The sequence below is a fragment of the Ureibacillus manganicus DSM 26584 genome, assembly GCF_000772945.1.
GTDB lineage: Bacteria > Bacillota > Bacilli > Bacillales_A > Planococcaceae > Ureibacillus > Ureibacillus manganicus.
This window is the reverse complement of record NZ_JPVN01000032.1, coordinates 15715-33474: the sequence shown is the minus strand read 5'-3', so window position 1 is coordinate 33474 and position 17760 is coordinate 15715. Positions and strand designations below refer to the sequence as shown.

Below are 17760 nucleotides of genomic sequence, written 5' to 3'. Positions count from 1 at the left end.
AAAAAGACTGTAGGCAAACTCGAAATTTTCGAGTTTGTCTACAGTCTGAAACACACAATTTTATTGTGTGTTTTTTCTTTGCAATTTTTTAGGATAAGTTCACATGAATGATATTTAGAAGCTGGTTATAATTTTTTGATAGTCAATATCACCAAAAAAAACATTTTTACATAAGTTACAAGGTGAGGAGAGTGATGATTCATGTGTGGAATCGCAGGTTGGGTAAGTTTTAAAGAGCTTTTACACGGGAAAGAAAAGATTATAACTGCTATGACTGAAACTCTATCAAAACGAGGTCCAGACGATGGAAGAATATTTAGTAGTAGTCACGCATTGTTAGGACATCGTAGATTAGCAGTGATTGATTTAGAAGGCGGCAAACAGCCAATGACAAAAACAAAAGAAGATTCAAATTTTACAATTATATATAATGGAGAATTATATAATACAGAAGATATACGTAAGGAACTTCTAGCTAGGGGTTATAACTTTGCTACACATTCGGATACAGAAGTACTATTAACTTCTTTTATTGAATGGAAAGAACAATGTGTAAATCATTTGAATGGTATTTTTGCCTTTGGGATTTGGGATGAAAGCAACGAAACATTAACGACATTCCGTGATCGTTTAGGGGTAAAACCGCTTTTTTATGCAGAGGTAGAAGGTGGCTTACTATTTAGTTCGGAAATAAAGGCAATATTAGCTCATCCCAAAATGAATGGTGAACTAAGTTATGAAGGTTTAGCTGAAATATTAGGCTTAGGTCCATCAAGAACGCCAGGAAATGGGGTATTTAAAGGTATTAGTGAATTAAAACCAGGCCATGCATTACAATTTAGTCGAAATGGGCTAAAAATATGGCAATATTGGAATGTTGAAAGTAAAGAACATACAGAAACACTTGATGAAACCATTGAACATGTACGCTTTCTCGTTACCGATGCAATTGAAAGACAGCTAGTATCCGATGTTCCTTTATGTACTTTCCTTTCAGGAGGTCTTGACTCTAGTATTATTACGGCAATTGCCGCAAAGAAATATGAATCTGAAGGTAAAAGGCTTCATACTTATTCTATTGATTATGAAGATAATGAAAAGTTCTTTGCTTCAAATGACTTCCAAACTTCCACTGATGGATTCTGGATTCAAAAAATGACTGACCTCTATAATACAACACATCATTCATCGATTATATCCCAAAAGACACTTATAGATAATTTAATAGAAGCTGTCCATGTCCGTGACTTACCAGGTATGGCGGATGTTGATTCATCACTCCTTTGGTTCTGTAAACAAATTAAAAAAAACTTCACAGTTTCTCTTTCTGGAGAATGCGCCGATGAGATATTTGGAGGATATCCTTGGTTCTTTGGCCCACAAATTGAAGGTTTTCCTTGGATGCGATCTTCAAATGAACGGAATATGTTCTTACAAGAAAAATGGCAACAAAAATTGAATATACCTGAATATATACTTAGTAAATACGAAAATACAACTAGTGAGACGCCGAAATTATATGGTGAGAGTGTAGAAGAAACAAAAAGAAGAGAACTATTCTACTTGAATATGAAATGGTTTATGGCGACATTACTTGAGCGAAAAGATCGGATGAGTATGGGTGCAAGTCTTGAAGTACGCGTTCCCTTTGCAGATCATCGAATCGTAGAATATGCGTGGAATATTCCTTGGGAAATGAAAAATGTGGGTAATAAGGAAAAGGGTATTTTAAGAAAAGCGATGGAAGGCATTCTACCCGATGAAGTATTGTATCGCAAAAAAAATCCTTATCCAAAAACGTATCATCCAGCATATACAGAAGGTGTTCAATTATGGCTAATGGAATTACTCAAAAATAGAAATTCAATTCTTCATGAATTATTTGATGCTAATCAATTACATGAATTAGTTGAATCAAAAGGGGCTTCCTTTAAAGTTCCTTGGTTTGGTCAGCTAATGGCTGGCCCTCAGCTGTTAGCATATTTAGCTCAAATACATGTATGGTTTGATCATTATAATATAAACCTTATCGAGTCTTAATGATGAGCCAATCCTAATTTGATGGATTGGCTCTAGTAATTCCCCAAATTTGCATTAATTCATGAATTGCTTGTTCAATTTCATCCAAACTTAGACCACCAAAGCCTAAAAGGAATTTTGGCTCGGTACTTTCTACTTGTTTAACCATATAATCTGAAATCGCATATACTCCAATTCCCTTTTTTGCAGCCATTTCTTTTAACTCAATTTCAGATAAATGATGTGAAAAAGAAATTAAAATGTTCATGCCTGTATGCTCTCCTGAAATTGAAATCGAAGGATAATTTGCTTCAATAATCTCTGTCATATGGTCGTGTTTTTTCTTATAGATTTTTCGCATTCGATTTAAATGCTTTGCAAAATGACCATCTTTCATAAAGTTAGCCAATATGTGTTGGTCAAATCTTGGAACAGTCGCGTTGTAATAAGTGAAGGTTTTATTATATTTAGATAATAAAGATTTAGGTAACACAAAATAGGCAACACGTAAGGAAGGCATTAGAGATTTTGTAAAGGTACTCATATAAATTACCTTTTCATTTTTATCTAACCCTTGCAGAGACGAGATAGGTTTACCTAAATATCTAAATTCAGAGTCGTAATCATCTTCAATAATATAGCGATTTTCCTGTAGTGCCGCCCAGTTTAATAATTGGGATCTCCTTGTTGCAGAAAGGACAGCACCAGTAGGGAATTGATGGGATGGGGTTACATAAACAATATTAGCAGTTGTTTGTTCCAAATCACTTATTTGCATACCTTCCTCATCAACTGTAATGGGAAACACAGCTCGTCCATTTTGCTTTAAAATACGATTTACAGTCTTATATCCAGGGTTTTCAATAGCATATCCATCTATATGATCAAAAAGTCGAATAATCATTGGTAGCAGTTGTTCTGTACCAGATCCTATAACGATTTGTTCAGGGCTTGTAATAACCCCACGTGATTGAAATAGATATTTTGAAATCTCTGTACGAAGTTCTTCTTCTCCTTGTGGATGTCCAGTGAGTAAAAGTTCTTTATACTGCTCATCGAATAATATTTTTGCATATTTCCTCCATGTAGAAAACGGAAATCCGTCTAAATCAATTGTTCCAGGATGAAAATCAATGCGAAATGACTGTTTTAAGACTGGCTGAATAGATTCAATCTTAGTTGCCTTCTCAACATACGGCAAATCATCAATTGTTTCTACAAAGTAGCCAACACGCGGTACAGATGCAATATATCCTTCAGCTAATAATTGCGCATAGGCAATTTCTATCGTTGTTTGGCTTATATTCAAAAAATCAGCCAGTTTTCGCTTTGAGGGAAGTTTTGTCCCAACCTCAATTCGTTTAGAAATAATTGCATTTTTTATTCCTAAATATAGTTGTTCATATAGTGGTTTTTCTGAATTTCTTTCAAGTTCAAAAATAAGCATGTCCATAATTATCGTCCTAACTGACCTTTTAAAAAATGAATAAATTAACTGTATAATATGGTCAATTATTATTATACTAAAAGTAAAGGAATTGTTAACAATGATAAATTCATACAAACATCCCTTGCAAAAGAAAAAATCATATAGTAAAGTATGGTTACAATGAATGAATACTAAAATTCGATGATAGGAAGTAGTAACAAGGTTTGTTTTTTTTAGAGAGTCAGCGGTTGGTGGAAGCTGATAAAAGCACTTGTGAATCCGTCCTTGAGATGCCTTGCTGAATTAGTAGTAAGCTTGAGCCGGTTGAAAAGCCGTTATTAGATAAGTGGATTAGACGTATTCTGTCTAATCAATTAGGGTGGCAACGCGGGTAGCTCTCGTCCCTTTTTGGGGATGGGGGCTTTTTTGTATTTATTCGCAAGGGAAGTTTAAAAAGATTAAAAAAAATCGGAGGAGAAAATGACATGTTAGATATTAAACGCGTACGCGAAAATTATGAAGATGTAAAAAGAGTTTTACTTACACGTAATGAAGACTTAGGTAATATTGATGAATTTGAAACTCTTGATGCAAAACGTCGTGAGTTAATTGCAAAAACAGAAGTACTAAAAGCAGAGCGAAATAAAGTATCAGAACAAATTTCTCAAATGAAACGTAACAAGGAAAATGCAGATGAAGTAATCGCTCGAATGCGTGAAGTAGGAGACGAAATCAAGCAACTTGATAACGAGCTACGTGAAGTAGAAGACAAGTTTGAGTATATGATGATGCGTTTACCAAACCTACCTCATGAATCTGTTCCAGTTGGTACAACAGAAGATGATAATGTTGAAGTACTAAAGTGGGGAGAACTTCCAAACTTCGATTTTGAAGCAAAACCTCATTGGGATTTAGCGACAGACTTAAAGATTGTTGACTTTGAACGGGCTGGAAAAGTAACAGGAAGTCGTTTTGTATTTTACCGTGGTTTAGGAGCAAGGCTTGAGCGTGCATTAATGAGCTTTATGATGGATTTACATGCTGAAGAACATGGCTATGAAGAAATGCTACCACCGGTGATCGTAAACCGCGACAGCCTAACTGGTACAGGACAGTTACCAAAATTCGAAGAAGATGTATTTAAACTAGCTGATACAGATTACTTCATGATCCCGACAGCAGAAGTACCAGTAACAAACTTCTACCGCGATGAGATTCTTGATAGTGAAATCCTTCCTAAAGGATTTGCAGCTTACAGTGCATGTTTCCGTTCTGAAGCAGGGTCAGCAGGCCGTGATACGCGCGGACTAATTCGCCAACACCAATTCAACAAAGTTGAGTTAGTGAGATTTGTAAAACCAGAGGAATCATACGATGAACTTGAAAAATTAACTGGTCATGCTGAAAAAGTTCTTCAATTATTAGGATTACCTTACCGTAAATTATTAATGTGTACAGCTGATCTTGGATTTACTGCTGCGAAAAAGTACGATTTAGAAGTTTGGATGCCTACACAAAGTATGTATCGCGAAATTTCTTCTTGTTCAAACTTTGAAGATTTCCAGGCTCGTCGTGCAAATATCCGATTCCGTCGTGAGCAAGGAGCAAAACCAGAGTATGTACACACATTAAACGGTTCAGGTCTTGCTATTGGGCGTACAGTTGCAGCCATCTTAGAAAACTTCCAACAACCTGATGGATCAGTAGTAATACCAGAAGTATTACGTCCGTACATGGGTGGGAAAGAAGTTATTTCAGTACCAACAAAATAAAGAAAAAAAGGAGCTATGGCTATTTAATTTGCCTTGGCTCCTTTTATTATTATCTATGACAGTTAATGATAATCGGTATATTCATTTAATCGAACTTTATGTTTCATTTGGAAAGTCTGATTGTTTGAAGCAATGTAAACAATACCCTCAAAAAAGCCAACAATAGCAGGTATATAAGTCCAACAAAATACTAAGTAAAGAATCCCAGAAGCCGGTTTACCTAAATAGAATTTATGGATACCAAAACCACCAAGAAAGATACCTAATAATCCAGCTACAGTTTTATTTTTAATTGGCCAATAAGGTTGAATTCCAATCATTTGTCTACCATGATTTTGATACTGAGGGTAAGATGGTTGGACGTATGTTGGTGATATGTTATCTTGTGCACTAATTTTAAAATTTGGTGTTGTGGTGGCGAATTTCTCACCGCAGTATTTACATTGAGGCGCATTTGGATCTCTAGGAGCGCCGCATTGTGAACATTTATTGTTTTTCAATGCTATTCCCCCCATACTTATTCAGTAACAGATTTATCTACTTTCTTTCCACAATAAGGACAAAATTGGTCATTGGATTGTAATTCATTACCACACTGGCAAATTCGTTTTGTTAAATCTGTACCACAGATTGAGCAAAATTTTGAGTTCCCCTCATTTTCATAATTACAAGATGGGCATTTGATTTTTGTATCTATTTTCACACCACATAAAAAACAGTACTTACTTGTAGAAGGGATTGTCCCATTGCAAGAAGGACAGAATTTTGTATGTGAACTTTTTAATATTCTTTTGTCTAGCTGCGTATGAAATGTACTTTTAGGATCATAATTTGACGCAGCCTTTTCATAGATATCATAACTTCGCTTTTTCTCATAACGTTCTTCTCCCAACATCTCCATTTGGGCAATTTCCTTTAAAATAACGTTGATCTGGTCAAAATCTTCATCTGGAAAGTTGATGGATTGTATATGGAAGTTAATTAATTCAAAACCAAATAATTTAAATTCTTCAGCAATCTTTAGTTTTAAATCATTTGTAATGCTTGGAATTTCTGCAGTAATATCAAGGGCAGATATTTTTTCTTTTATCATTTTGTTCGCTAATGACGTTTTAATGTTTGTGATTAACATGCCCTTAAAATAATCTTGTACTTTATCGTAATCAACTATGTCATCTTTATGAAGGGAAACGATGATTTCCTTAAAAAACAATAAGGGGTCTTCCAATCGTAAAGCTAATTGCCCGTAGGATCGAATTCGTAGCCTTATATGATATTTTGGATCAATGATTTGAATTGGATCGGATCGGGTGTACCCCAATATATATCTAATTTGGTAGCTAGATTGATGAAGTAAATTTCAGAACTAAAGGGAGTTTTATTTCCATAAAATAGATTGAGTACATTGCTTAATATAGGAAGGTTGTTTGTTGAAAGCCAATACGTACCTGGATAGAACAAATCATATATTTGGCCACCCTTTACAAAAATAGCTACTTGCCCTTCATTTACAATAAGTTGTGACCCGATAATAATCTTTTCATTTGGATATTTATAAACTAACCAGTCTCGTGATTTTAGCCCGTCAAATTTGACTCGATCAATAATACCCAAAACAATCTCCCTTTCTTAAACCCTAATAGCAATTATTTTAGTAAGAGTCTAACCATTTTTTCACTTCAATATTAAGCAAGACCAAGAAATGTACGAACAATAAAAAAGCATACCGCGCTCTGCAGTATGCTTTCATTCATAAAAACCTATCTAGAAGAATAAGAAACCTATACTAATAATGACTCCTGTAAAGATTAGTACAAATAAACAGAACCCCATAATATCTCTTGCTCTTAAACCAGCAATTGCAAGAGCTGGAAGCGCCCAGAATGGTTGGATCATATTTGTCCAAGCATCCCCCCATGCAATGGCCATCGCTGTTTTTGCATAATCTGCACCAATTGCTTGAGCAGCTTCAATCATTACAGGTGCTTGTACAGTCCATTGGCCGCCACCTGAAGGTACGAAGAAGTTTACCAATCCAGCTGAGTAGAATGTAAATAAGTAGAAGGTGAAATCATTTGATATTGCTATAAACCATTGTGAAAAGACTACTGCTAAGCCTGATGCCGTCATCATGCCCATAATACCTGCATAAAACGGGAATTGGAAAACAATTCCCCCAGTTGTTTTAATAGCATTTTGTACAGCAGCTAAGAAACGTTGTGGCGTACCGTGAAGGATTATACCTGATATGATGAAGATTGTATTTACAATATTTAAATCTAAAGCAAAGCCTTTTGTTGCAAAGTGATAAATTAAATAAGTTACTCCAATAAGGCCAATTAAAATTGTTAATACGTAACTTCTTTCTGACCAAGAAGCAAATGTTCTTTCAGCAGGAGGAAACTTTTGTTCTTCCTCGACTAATAGTTTCGGATCTACTTCAACGACATCTTCCTCTTTTGGCATCATGAATCGGTTAAAGAATGGTAAAGTAATTCCTATGACGATCACGATGAATAAGTTATATGGAGTAAAAATTGTAGAAGTTGTTGGGATTACACCAACCAAATCTTCGTAAAAATGTCCACTTGTTGCAATCGTTAATGGAATCGATCCTGCTAAGCCCCCATGCCAAACAATAAAACCTGAGTAAGCACTAGCAATTAATAATCGGTAATCTACTTTTTTCACATGTCGTGCAATTTCTTTCGCAAATAGTGCACCAATAACTAGTCCAAAGCCCCAGTTAATCCAACTAGCAAGTAAAGATACAAATGTAACAACTATAATAGCAGTGCTTGGTTTTGTTAATTTACTAGCAGAAAATGATAATAACTTTTTAAAGACAGGGCTATTTGCTAAAACATGCCCAGCAGCTAATACAACAACCATTTGCATTGTAAATGCTAATATCCCCCAAAATCCATTCCCCCAATGAACAACCATATCTAATGGTGTGGATGGGGTTAAAACAACACCTAGAAATAAAACGAGTACAGTTAAGATTGCAACAAAGATATAAGGATCTGGTAAGTATCTTTCCATGATTGTATTTGCGACCTTAGTCATAAACTTCATCTTTCCATTCCCCCTTCTTAGTTATTAAAAACGCTATTCGCTGAATAATATGTATGGTAAGAAAGTTTTATATCAATGAAATAAAAATATATTTATAGAGTTTATAAACAAGGGATTTCTGTCCTATCTCGAGAATAAAATTCATATATTTGTTTGAATGACGTTATTTAGTAGAAATTCATAAAGTTCATAAGTAATGGGGGATTAGAATGAAGGGGAAAGTATGGGAATCATTTGAACAAGCTATTTCAGATATACATGATGGGGCAACGTTAATCGTTGGAGGTTTTGGACTATGTGGAATACCTGAGAAAAGTATAGAAGCCCTAAGAAACCAAGGAACGAAAAACTTAACGATTGTAAGCAACAATTGTGGTGTAGATGACTGGGGACTTGGTTTGTTACTTGCAAACAAACAAATTAAAAAAACGATAGCATCTTACGTAGGTGAGAATAAAATATTTGAACAACAATTCTTAAATGGCGAGCTTGAAGTTGAGTTGACTCCGCAGGGTACTTTGGCGGAGCGTATTCGTGCAGGTGGCGCGGGTATTCCTGGGTTTTATACTGCAACTGGTGTTGGAACACCTATTGCAGAAGGTAAAGAAGTAAAAGTTTTTGATGGGAAAGAGTATTTGTTGGAAAGAGCGATTGCTTCTGACTTTGCCTTAGTAAAGGCTTGGAAAGCTGATAAGTTAGGAAATCTAGTATTCCGTAAAACGTCTAGAAACTTTAACCCCATCGCTGCAATGGCAGGGAAGATTACCATTGCGGAGGTTGAAGAAATTGTAGAGGTTGGTGAACTTGATCCTGATGAAATTCATACACCAAGTGTTTTCGTGCAACGTGTTGTCCTTGGACAAAATTATGAAAAGCGCATCGAACGGTTAACAGTAAAAAAAGTCGGTGGAGGGGTTTAAATATGGATGCAAGAAATCGTATTGTACAAAGAGCAGTAAAAGAAATTCAAGACGGTATGAATGTCAATCTTGGTATTGGAATACCAACACTTGTAGCCAACGAAATTCCGGCAGACTTTAACGTATTACTGCAATCTGAAAATGGCATGTTAGGAATAGGTCCATATCCAACAGAAGCTGAAGTTGATGCGGATTTAATCAATGCAGGTAAAGAGACGGTAACCATTGTTCCCGGTGGTGCATTTTTTGATAGTGCAGATTCTTTTGCTATGATTCGTGGAGGGCATATTGACCTTGCAATACTTGGTGCTATGGAAGTTTCAGAAACAGGTGATTTAGCAAACTGGATGATTCCAGGGAAAATGATAAAAGGCATGGGTGGTGCCATGGATCTTGTAGTTGGAGCTAAACGAGTTGTTGTTATTATGGAACATGTGAACAAATATGGTGAATCGAAAATAAAGAAATCTTGCACATTGCCACTGACAGGTAAAGGTGTTGTCAACCGACTTATTACGGAGTTAGCTGTATTTGATTTTACAAACGAAGGAATGCAGTTAATTGAAACGGCGCCTGGTGTGTCTGTTGAAGATATTAAAGAAAAAACAGAAGGAACTTTTACTGTTGCAGACTCTTTGCTCTCAAATAAATAAAAAAAGTTTTTACATGATTATTAAGAAGTGGTATAAATTTAGATAAAACTTTTAAAGGGGAAACAACTGTGGAGCATCTTATTTATCCAAATTTAAAAAGACAAGAAATTTCAGGTATACGTAAATTTACAAGTATGCTTGTCGATTACCCTGATGCCATTAACCTGACAATTGGACAACCGGATTTCCCAACACCAAATCATGTAAAAGAAAGTGCAAAACAAGCGATTGATCAAAACTTTACTTCCTATACACCAAATTCAGGTGTTTTAGAATTACGAAATGCCATTTCACACTTTTACAGTGAAAAATACAGCTTAGTGTATAACCCAGAAGACGAAGTAGTTGTGACACATGGAGCATCTGGAGCAATTATGGCTGTATTACGTACAATCTTAACTGAAGGTTGTGAAGTCATCGTGCCAGGACCTGCATATCCTGGTTATGTTCCAATTATCGAAATGTTCGGTGGCGTACCAGTTTATGTAGATACAACATCTACTGCTTTTGTTTTAACAGCTGAATTAATAGAAAAACATATTACTGAACGAACAAGAGCAATTTTTCTATGTTCACCGGCTAATCCAGTAGGTACAGTTATTGAAGAAGACGAGTTAAAGAAAATTGCAAAACTTTTACGCGATAAAGAAATTTTTATAATTTCTGATGAGATTTATAGTGAATTAATTTTTGAGAAAACACATCATTCTATTGCACAGTTTGAAGGAATGCGTGAGAAAACGATAATAGTCAATGGTGTATCGAAGTCTCATTCCATGACAGGATGGCGAATTGGCTACACATTAGCACCTGTATTCATTTCAAAAGAGATTACAAAAGTCATTGCATATTTTTTAAGTTGCGAATCTAGTATTAGTCAATATGCAGCAATAGAGGCTTTGACCGTTGGAAAAGATGATGCCATTGAAATGAGAAATGAATATAAAAACCGACGTGATTTGGTCTATAGTCGTTTAGTTTCGATGGGATTTGATGTCGTTAAACCAGAGGGAGCCTTTTATATATTCCCTTCTATTAAACATACAAACATGAAATCTTTTGATTTTAGTGTAAGTTTGTTAAAAGAGCAAGGTGTGGCGACTGTTCCAGGAAGCGCATTTTCTAATTATGGAGAAGGGTATATACGTATTTCTTATGCTCAGCCTATTGAAAAATTAGACGAAGCAATGAATCGATTAGAGAAGTTTATGGAGAAGTTTAAACGCGCATAAATGTGTTGAAGTCGCACATAACGAGTTGAAATTAACAAGTAAATTGGAAAACGCACGTAATTGTACGAAATTCGCACGAAACTAGTTTAAAAGCGCACGTAATCAGTTGAAATTCACACATAACGTCCTAAAACTCGCACGTATAAATTTAAGGAAACTAAAAGGACAGGGGTTAGATATAATCCCGTCCTTTTATTTATCATTTGATTTTGCTAGCTTTTCAGCCTTTTTACGTTCCCTCAATGCCCGGAAGAAATCACTTAACAACTTACCACATTCTTCACCTAGTACACCTTCTGTTACCTCACATATATGGTTAAAACGAGAGTCGCTTAATAGTTCATAAAATGTATGTACACATCCACCTTTAGGGTCTCTTGCTCCATAAACAACACGTGGTATACGTGATTGCAATATTGCACCGGCACACATTGGACAAGGCTCAAGTGTTACGTATAGCGTAGTTTCCTCTAAACGCCAGCTACCGACTACATCACAAGCATCTTGTATTGCCATTAGTTCTGCATGGGTAACTGCATTTTGAGTAGTTTCTCTTAAATTGTGTGTTCTTGCGATAATTTCGTCATTATGAACAATTACAGCCCCAATAGGTACTTCACCAATGGCTCCTGCCTTCTTTGCTTCTTCAATCGCTTCAAGCATAAAATATCGATCTTTTTCTAAAGTTTCCACATGCATCTCTCCTTGGTTGATAGTGTATCATAGTAAGCTAAATTGTATGAATTCTCTAATCTTGATTGATTTTTTGTAATGGAAGTTTTCGTACAATCCTACTAAATTTGTCTATATATTTAATAATTACTTAATTTAGTTTAATTCCAATTGTGTTTTTCGACTACTTTATATGATAAAATGTAGAACATTGACGAATTTAGACAAGAAGGAGGGGCTAAAGTGTCTGTCCCTTTTATAACAGTTGAAGGTCCGATAGGAGTAGGGAAAACTTCTTTATCAAAAGCAATTGCTGATACATATGGCTATTACTTACTGAAAGAGATTGTTGATGAAAACCCATTCTTAGGAAAATTTTATGAAGATATTGATGAGTGGAGCTTTCAAACAGAAATGTTCTTCCTATGTAATCGATATAAACAATTATCAGATGTTAAGTCTCATATTGTTCAAAACGAGTCACCTGTAGTCGCTGATTATCATATTTTCAAAAACTTAATTTTTGCTAAGCGTACACTTGCTCCCTCTGAGTATGTAAAGTACGAAGCAATTTACGATATATTAACCTCCGATATGCCTCGCCCAAATATGGTTATTTACTTGCATGCTAGTCTTGATACTTTAATGAATCGAATAAAGATGCGTGGTAGAGAATTTGAAAAATTGATTACAAGAGATTATATGGATCAATTATCAAAGGATTACCATGATTTTATCGGGCAGTTTAAAGTGAAGCATCCTGATATACCAGTAATCGAACTAGATGGAGACAAAATAGACTTTGTACAAAATGAAGAACATTTACAAAATGTTTTAGAGTTAGTAAAGAAAAGCTTAAAGGAGTTACAAGCAGAATGAATTTAAGAGAAAAATATAATATCCCTTCCAATGCAGTAATTACAATTGCTGGAACGGTAGGTGTTGGGAAATCGACAATGACAACTGCCCTAGCAGAAGCATTAAATTTCCGCACTTCTTTTGAAAAGGTTGACTCAAACCCCTATTTAGATAAATTTTATGATGACTTCGAGAAATGGAGCTTTCACTTACAAATTTACTTTTTAGCAGAACGATTCAAAGAACAAAAACGTATTTTTGAGTATGGTGGAGGGTTTATACAAGATCGTTCTATCTATGAAGATACAGGCATTTTTGCGAAAATGCATTATGATAAAGGGACGATGAACCCAACAGATTACGAAACGTATACGAATTTATTTGATGCGATGGTAATGACTCCTTATTTCCCACATCCTGACTTATTAATCTATTTAGAGGGATCACTTGAAGATGTGATTGATAGAATTAAAGAGCGCGGTCGTGAAATGGAACAACATACGCCAAGAGAATATTGGGAAGAAATGCATGGCCGTTATCAAGAGTGGATTGATCAATTTAACTCTTGCCCGGTACTACGATTAGATATAAATGATTACGATTTAAAGGAAAATCCAGAGCAAATTGAGAGTATTGTTGAACGTATTGGGTATATGATCGAACAAACAAATCGATTTAAAAAACAAAGATAAACCCGTTATGAGGGGATATAAAAGGCTACATCAACGTACTTGATTGATGTAGCCTTTTAAATTTTAAAATTCTATCACTTGCTGTCTTTTCACTAGCTGGATCTTTGCCTGCTGTATGACTTCGTCGAAATCCCCAACATTGTCATTGTAATGCATAGCAAAGATTCTCTCATGGAGTTCTGATGGATAATAACTTAAAACTTCATCAAGTGTTGCGTGTGCTCCGTTTGTCGTAAAACTTACATCTTGAAAAATGGCAACTGTCTTTTCATCAACTTGTGCGATAATATTTGCCTGATCTAGTCGTTTAATATCACTTGTATAGACTAAATTTGCACCATTCCAGGACAGTTTAAATCCCGAACTGATCATTCCTTCTTGATGGAAATTTGTTGTATCGAATAACGAGAATGTAGAATTCCCAATAAACATGGACCCTTCATTTTTCGGTATGACGAATTGGCAAAAATCTTCGACAGCATGTCCTTGATTGTTTAAACTTTGGGAAAGTAATGTTCGTAAGGATAGAGACAGCTTTTCATGAACGATAATTTTTGTCTTCAACGGGACATGTTTCCCATCTTCAAAATGCCAATATCGTTGCAAAATCATTTCCTCTAACCCACCAACATGATCGAAATGTAGATGAGAGATATAGACATAATCTATATCTGTATAATGATAACCTGCTTCAACTAGGCTAGTTCGTAATGTTGTACCTGCATCTACTAAAAGTAATTGTTCACCTATTTGCATAATATAGTTATTATGATAATTAGTTTTTGTAAAGGCACCACCAACACCTAATGGGGTTATTTTCATTGTATCTACTCCTTTTATTTACATTTGATTAATATTAGAACACTATAATATAGTGTAACGAAAATCGTGGAGGGATAAACACATGAATGTTGCAATTTATTGTGGTTCGCAAACAGGGAAAAACCCGATTTATATAGAAAAGGCAAAAGAATTAGGAGAACAGTTAGCAAAGGCCGGATTAGGAATTGTTTACGGGGGCTCAACCGTAGGGCTAATGGGAGCTGTGGCAGACAGTGCCCTTGCACATAAAGGTAGAGTCATAGGAATCATGCCAGAACATTTACAAAAACGCGAGCTGACACATCTTAATCTAACAGAAATACATATAGTTGACTCTATGCACTCACGTAAGGCAAAAATGGCTGATTTAGCAGATAGCTATATTGCCCTTCCAGGTGGCTGCGGAACATTAGACGAATACTTTGAAATCTTTACTTGGGCACAAATTGGACTACATGCAAAGCCAGTCATTTTATATAATATTAACGGATTTTATGGCGCTCTCATTCAACATTTTGAAAAGATGCTAGATGAAGGATTTATTCGTGAGGAACAGCGTAGCATTTTACAGGTTGCATCGTCAGTAGATGAGATTATAAAAATTTTATTAGCTGATGAAGGTGATTTAGGGAAAGTAGCGAATTAAACTCCTAGCAGTAAAACTTATATCTTACGAATCTAATTATCTCTAGTGAGTTAAGAACGCGAAAGGAAAACGTTAATGGATAATAATGAGTTAATTGCATTATTTCACAAAGAACTTCGTGAAGATGCCGACGTACAAGGTTATACAAGAGAGAAAACAGAGCATGTTGTTCGCCATATTTCGCAGTTTGGTGAAAGAGGGTTTATCATTGCATCGAATGTTAACGAAGACAATGCAAGGGAAGTAATTCAAAATGAGTTAGACTATTTTAAAAACCTCAAACGAGATTTTGAGTGGAAAGTATATAGCTATGATCAACCTGATAATTTAACAGGCATTCTTGAACAAGAAGGTTTTATAATTGGTGACCCTGAAGCCCTTATGGTTATGAAATTAGATGATCAGCACCCTTTACTAAAAAATGGGCAGCACTTCAATGTAAAGGAAATTACAGATGAACAAGGTATCAAAGACATTATTAGTCTAGAACATGCCATCTGGAATAGACCTCTTACAGAGCTTGGGGAAAGACTTTGGAGAGATAAACAAAATAATCCTGAGTCAGTGTATCTTTATGGAATTTATGAAGATAATCAGCTTGTTAGTGCAGCTTGGATGTACTTAGAGAAAAACTCATCCTTTGCAAGTCTTTGGGGAGGTTCAACACTACCATCGTTTCGAGGAAAAGGATATTACTCACAACTATTAGCAGTTCGTGCACAAAAGGCATATGAGAAAGGACATCCTTTCCTTACTGTTGACGCCAGTCCAATGAGTAGACCTATTCTTGAAAAGCATAATTTTCATTGTCTCGCATACTCTTATGAGTGCGAATCACCTAAAACTAACTTTTAATAGAAAACGCTCAGAGCCTAATGCTTTGAGCGTTCTTCTATGCTTCATAATGATGGATTAAGGGAAACTTCTTAAAATAATGACTATTTCATAATAAAAAATGCAACTAAAAGTGGAATCGACATTAAAGCCAAAACTGCGAAGCTCCAAATGATCTGCTTCCCAGAGGTCATGTTTTTAGGGCGAATACTAATTGTGTCATAAAGATCATTGATGGCTTTTTCCTCTTTTTGAAAAAGCATTGCTTGAAATCGATCATAATCTTCGATATAGGATGAAGGTTGCCTTGGACTGAAACGTATAGCTCGAATCCAATCGGTTACATCTTTATTATTGTGTAGATAGATAATGGTTGGCGCAAGACCACCATTCATTTTAGCAACAACTTCAATATCAAAAGAAGTTAATTTGTAAGTTAATTTACCATTCTCATCGGTCACTTCTTGTATTAGTGGGTTTGCCATTTTGATCACTCCCTATAATTTGTCAGTTATTCTTACCTTCCCCATTTAAATTCATTTGTAACGGTTATGTAAAAAATTCAAAATTATGTATAAATGTCGTTTATATTTAATATATGTTGCAAGGTAGGGGAAGTATGTAGTCTTTTTCAAAAGAATTTGTATCGAACTGTATTAGTACTATGGAATATAAATTTTTAGGAGGAGTTAAATTGAAAGCCATATCAATAGAAGAACGACTTTTTGCACTTCCAACAACAGCAATTTCAGATGCTACTGGAGGGCATACAAATATTAATGCAAGAATAAAGCCGCTAGGTGATCATTATAAAATTGCCGGAAAAGCTTTAACCGTAAGATTGCCAGATGGAGAAAATGGTGCTGTATTAGAGGCAATTAGCAAAGCGATGAAGGGAGATATATTAGTAATTGATGCAAAGGGGAATACAAATAGAGCAGTAGCTGGTGACTTTGTAGTTTCTTTAGCGAAGGGACTCGGTATACAAGGCTTTGTTGTAGATGGTGTTATTCGAGATCTATCAGCAATTAAATCATTAGACTTCCCTATATTTTCACTGGGAACAACAGTTGCTGCTGGGTTTAAAAATGGTGGTGGAGAAGTAAGTGTACCTGTTTCTGTTGGGGGAGTAGCAGTACATACAGGAGATTATATCGTTGGTGATGTGGATGGTGTTGTTGTTATTCCGCAGGGTGAAGAAGAAACAATCGCCACATTAGCCGAAGCGAAAATAGTAAAAGACGACGCTCGTGAAAAAGAAGCTCTTTCGAGCGGAGAAGAATCGATACGTGCTTATTTAAAGAAAGTATTGCGAACAACATAAACTATTTTTCAAAATAAAAAACCCGTTACCGAAGTAACGGGTATTATCATGCGTAATTATGGCGGAGGCGGTAGGATTTGAACCCACGCACGGTTTAACCCGCCTGTCGGTTTTCAAGACCGATCCCTTCAGCCACTTGGGTACGCCTCCGTATTAGACAAGAATTAATATATCATGATAGTTATCCATGGTCAACAAAAAAGATTAATAAAAATAATTATTTTATATAAATTTTTTGGAATGAGAAATTTCCATATCTAAACATTGCATTTTAACCATAATATAAAGTATACTAGTACTTGCCGTGCTAGGTGGGGAGGTAGCGGTGCCCTGTAACTCGCAATCCGCTCTAGCGAGACTGAATCCCTTTTCTGAGGCTGACCGCATGTAGGGTCTGACTCTTGCACGTAGCGTTGACGGTTGGGTCCTGCGCAATGGGTACCCATGAACCATGTCAGGTCCGGAAGGAAGCAGCATTAAGTGGTCTCACCCATGTGCCGTGGGGTAGCCTGACCCGAGCTGGCGACAGGAGTAACGCTTATGTGCGGCAGTCGAAGGAAGGTGCACGGCTTTAATGTGCATAACAAACGCTCGTCTTATTGGCGAGCTTTTTTTATTTGTTGTAAATAATTATTAATATGTAATGTCTAGAATCTGCTGTTTTATAGTAGATTCTTTTTTTTTTACATATAATAACTTTTGAATGGAATAGGTAAAATATACGAACAATTCCATAAGGTAACCAATTATTTGGAACAAAGTACATTTAAAAACGTACTAATTTATATAGATGGAAATTTAAAGGAGTG

General features: G+C 35.6%; 18 protein-coding genes, 1 tRNA gene, 1 other RNA gene and 1 other annotated feature. Of the genes, 11 read left to right on the top strand and 9 right to left on the bottom strand.

The window, feature by feature from the left end; all coding sequences use genetic code 11:
- Positions 1-201: 201 nt before the first annotated feature.
- A complete protein-coding gene (gene asnB, locus CD29_RS17460; RefSeq protein ID WP_036189799.1) occupies positions 202-2040 on the top strand; it encodes an asparagine synthase (glutamine-hydrolyzing) in 1839 nt (612 codons plus the stop codon).
- A 13-nt stretch (positions 2041-2053) separates the two neighbouring features.
- Here asnB and pdxR read toward each other — a convergent pair whose 3' ends face one another.
- Positions 2054-3472 (bottom strand): MocR-like pyridoxine biosynthesis transcription factor PdxR, encoded by a 1419-nt coding sequence (pdxR, locus tag CD29_RS17455; protein WP_081976304.1) that lies wholly within the window; start codon positions 3470-3472, stop codon positions 2054-2056.
- Between the two features lie 168 nt (positions 3473-3640).
- Positions 3641-3857: a binding site (T-box leader), on the top strand.
- 76 nt (positions 3858-3933) lie between these two features.
- On the opposite strand from pdxR, the gene serS reads away from it, so the two are divergent.
- Entirely contained in the window at positions 3934-5220 is a 1287-nt protein-coding gene (gene serS, locus CD29_RS17450) for a serine--tRNA ligase (protein WP_036189797.1), read from the top strand.
- 62 nt (positions 5221-5282) lie between these two features.
- On the opposite strand, the gene CD29_RS20740 is transcribed toward serS, so the two are convergent.
- The 4 genes from CD29_RS20740 to CD29_RS17435 all read right to left on the bottom strand — a co-directional run bounded on the left by CD29_RS20740 (position 5283) and on the right by CD29_RS17435 (position 8298).
- Positions 5283-5540 carry a TM2 domain-containing protein gene (locus tag CD29_RS20740; protein WP_235801863.1) on the bottom strand — a complete coding sequence of 86 codons (258 nt, stop codon included), beginning with the start codon at positions 5538-5540 and terminating at the stop codon, positions 5283-5285.
- 197 nt (positions 5541-5737) lie between these two features.
- On the bottom strand, positions 5738-6541 hold the full coding sequence (locus CD29_RS20835; RefSeq protein WP_268871006.1) for an SPFH domain-containing protein: 804 nt from the start codon (positions 6539-6541) through the stop codon (positions 5738-5740).
- Positions 6487-6834 carry an SPFH domain-containing protein gene (locus CD29_RS20830; protein ID WP_052124236.1) on the bottom strand — a complete coding sequence of 116 codons (348 nt, stop codon included), beginning with the start codon at positions 6832-6834 and terminating at the stop codon, positions 6487-6489. The genes CD29_RS20835 and CD29_RS20830 overlap by 55 nt, the downstream gene beginning before the upstream one ends.
- 150 nt (positions 6835-6984) lie before the next feature.
- Positions 6985-8298, bottom strand: coding sequence for a short-chain fatty acid transporter (locus tag CD29_RS17435; RefSeq protein ID WP_036189793.1), 1314 nt, complete (start codon positions 8296-8298; stop codon positions 6985-6987).
- A 209-nt stretch (positions 8299-8507) separates the two neighbouring features.
- Between CD29_RS17435 and CD29_RS17430 the strand changes: the two genes are divergently transcribed.
- The 3 genes from CD29_RS17430 to CD29_RS17420 all read left to right on the top strand — a co-directional run bounded on the left by CD29_RS17430 (position 8508) and on the right by CD29_RS17420 (position 11103).
- Positions 8508-9218 (top strand): CoA transferase subunit A, encoded by a 711-nt coding sequence (locus CD29_RS17430; RefSeq protein WP_036189791.1) that lies wholly within the window; start codon positions 8508-8510, stop codon positions 9216-9218.
- Between the two features lie 2 nt (positions 9219-9220).
- Positions 9221-9871 (top strand): CoA transferase subunit B, encoded by a 651-nt coding sequence (locus CD29_RS17425; protein WP_036189788.1) that lies wholly within the window; start codon positions 9221-9223, stop codon positions 9869-9871.
- 68 nt (positions 9872-9939) lie between these two features.
- Complete coding sequence (locus tag CD29_RS17420) at positions 9940-11103, top strand: aminotransferase A (RefSeq protein WP_036189786.1); 1164 nt, start codon at positions 9940-9942, stop codon at positions 11101-11103.
- A gap of 192 nt (positions 11104-11295) precedes the next feature.
- On the opposite strand, the gene tadA is transcribed toward CD29_RS17420, so the two are convergent.
- Positions 11296-11796 (bottom strand): tRNA adenosine(34) deaminase TadA, encoded by a 501-nt coding sequence (gene tadA, locus CD29_RS17415; protein ID WP_197061780.1) that lies wholly within the window; start codon positions 11794-11796, stop codon positions 11296-11298.
- Between the two features lie 222 nt (positions 11797-12018).
- Here tadA and CD29_RS17410 point away from each other — a divergent pair, with 222 nt between their 5' ends.
- Both CD29_RS17410 and CD29_RS17405 read left to right on the top strand, forming a co-directional pair.
- Positions 12019-12654 carry a deoxynucleoside kinase gene (locus tag CD29_RS17410; RefSeq protein ID WP_036189783.1) on the top strand — a complete coding sequence of 212 codons (636 nt, stop codon included), beginning with the start codon at positions 12019-12021 and terminating at the stop codon, positions 12652-12654.
- Entirely contained in the window at positions 12651-13325 is a 675-nt protein-coding gene (locus CD29_RS17405) for a deoxynucleoside kinase (RefSeq protein ID WP_036189781.1), read from the top strand. Before CD29_RS17410 ends, CD29_RS17405 begins: the two co-directional genes overlap by 4 nt.
- 63 nt (positions 13326-13388) lie before the next feature.
- Here the strand turns inward: CD29_RS17405 and CD29_RS19790 are convergent, their stop codons facing one another.
- Complete coding sequence (locus CD29_RS19790) at positions 13389-14147, bottom strand: MBL fold metallo-hydrolase (protein ID WP_052124235.1); 759 nt, start codon at positions 14145-14147, stop codon at positions 13389-13391.
- An 82-nt stretch (positions 14148-14229) separates the two neighbouring features.
- Between CD29_RS19790 and CD29_RS17395 the strand changes: the two genes are divergently transcribed.
- The gene (locus CD29_RS17395) at positions 14230-14793 is read left to right on the top strand and encodes an LOG family protein (RefSeq protein ID WP_197061779.1); all 564 of its coding nucleotides are present in this window, start codon (positions 14230-14232) and stop codon (positions 14791-14793) included.
- 75 nt (positions 14794-14868) lie between these two features.
- A complete protein-coding gene (locus tag CD29_RS17390; RefSeq protein WP_036189779.1) occupies positions 14869-15648 on the top strand; it encodes a GNAT family N-acetyltransferase in 780 nt (259 codons plus the stop codon).
- 83 nt (positions 15649-15731) lie between these two features.
- On the opposite strand, the gene CD29_RS17385 is transcribed toward CD29_RS17390, so the two are convergent.
- Positions 15732-16112 carry a hypothetical protein gene (locus CD29_RS17385; RefSeq protein ID WP_036189777.1) on the bottom strand — a complete coding sequence of 127 codons (381 nt, stop codon included), beginning with the start codon at positions 16110-16112 and terminating at the stop codon, positions 15732-15734.
- Between the two features lie 218 nt (positions 16113-16330).
- Here CD29_RS17385 and CD29_RS17380 point away from each other — a divergent pair, with 218 nt between their 5' ends.
- Positions 16331-16951: an RraA family protein gene (locus tag CD29_RS17380; RefSeq protein WP_036189806.1), complete on the top strand. Its 621-nt coding sequence runs from the start codon at positions 16331-16333 to the stop codon at positions 16949-16951.
- Between the two features lie 59 nt (positions 16952-17010).
- On the opposite strand, the gene CD29_RS17375 is transcribed toward CD29_RS17380, so the two are convergent.
- Positions 17011-17101, bottom strand: a tRNA-Ser gene (locus tag CD29_RS17375).
- Between the two features lie 152 nt (positions 17102-17253).
- Between CD29_RS17375 and ffs the strand changes: the two genes are divergently transcribed.
- Positions 17254-17520: signal recognition particle sRNA large type (ffs, locus tag CD29_RS20065), an RNA gene on the top strand.
- The last annotated feature ends 240 nt before the right edge of the window (positions 17521-17760 follow it).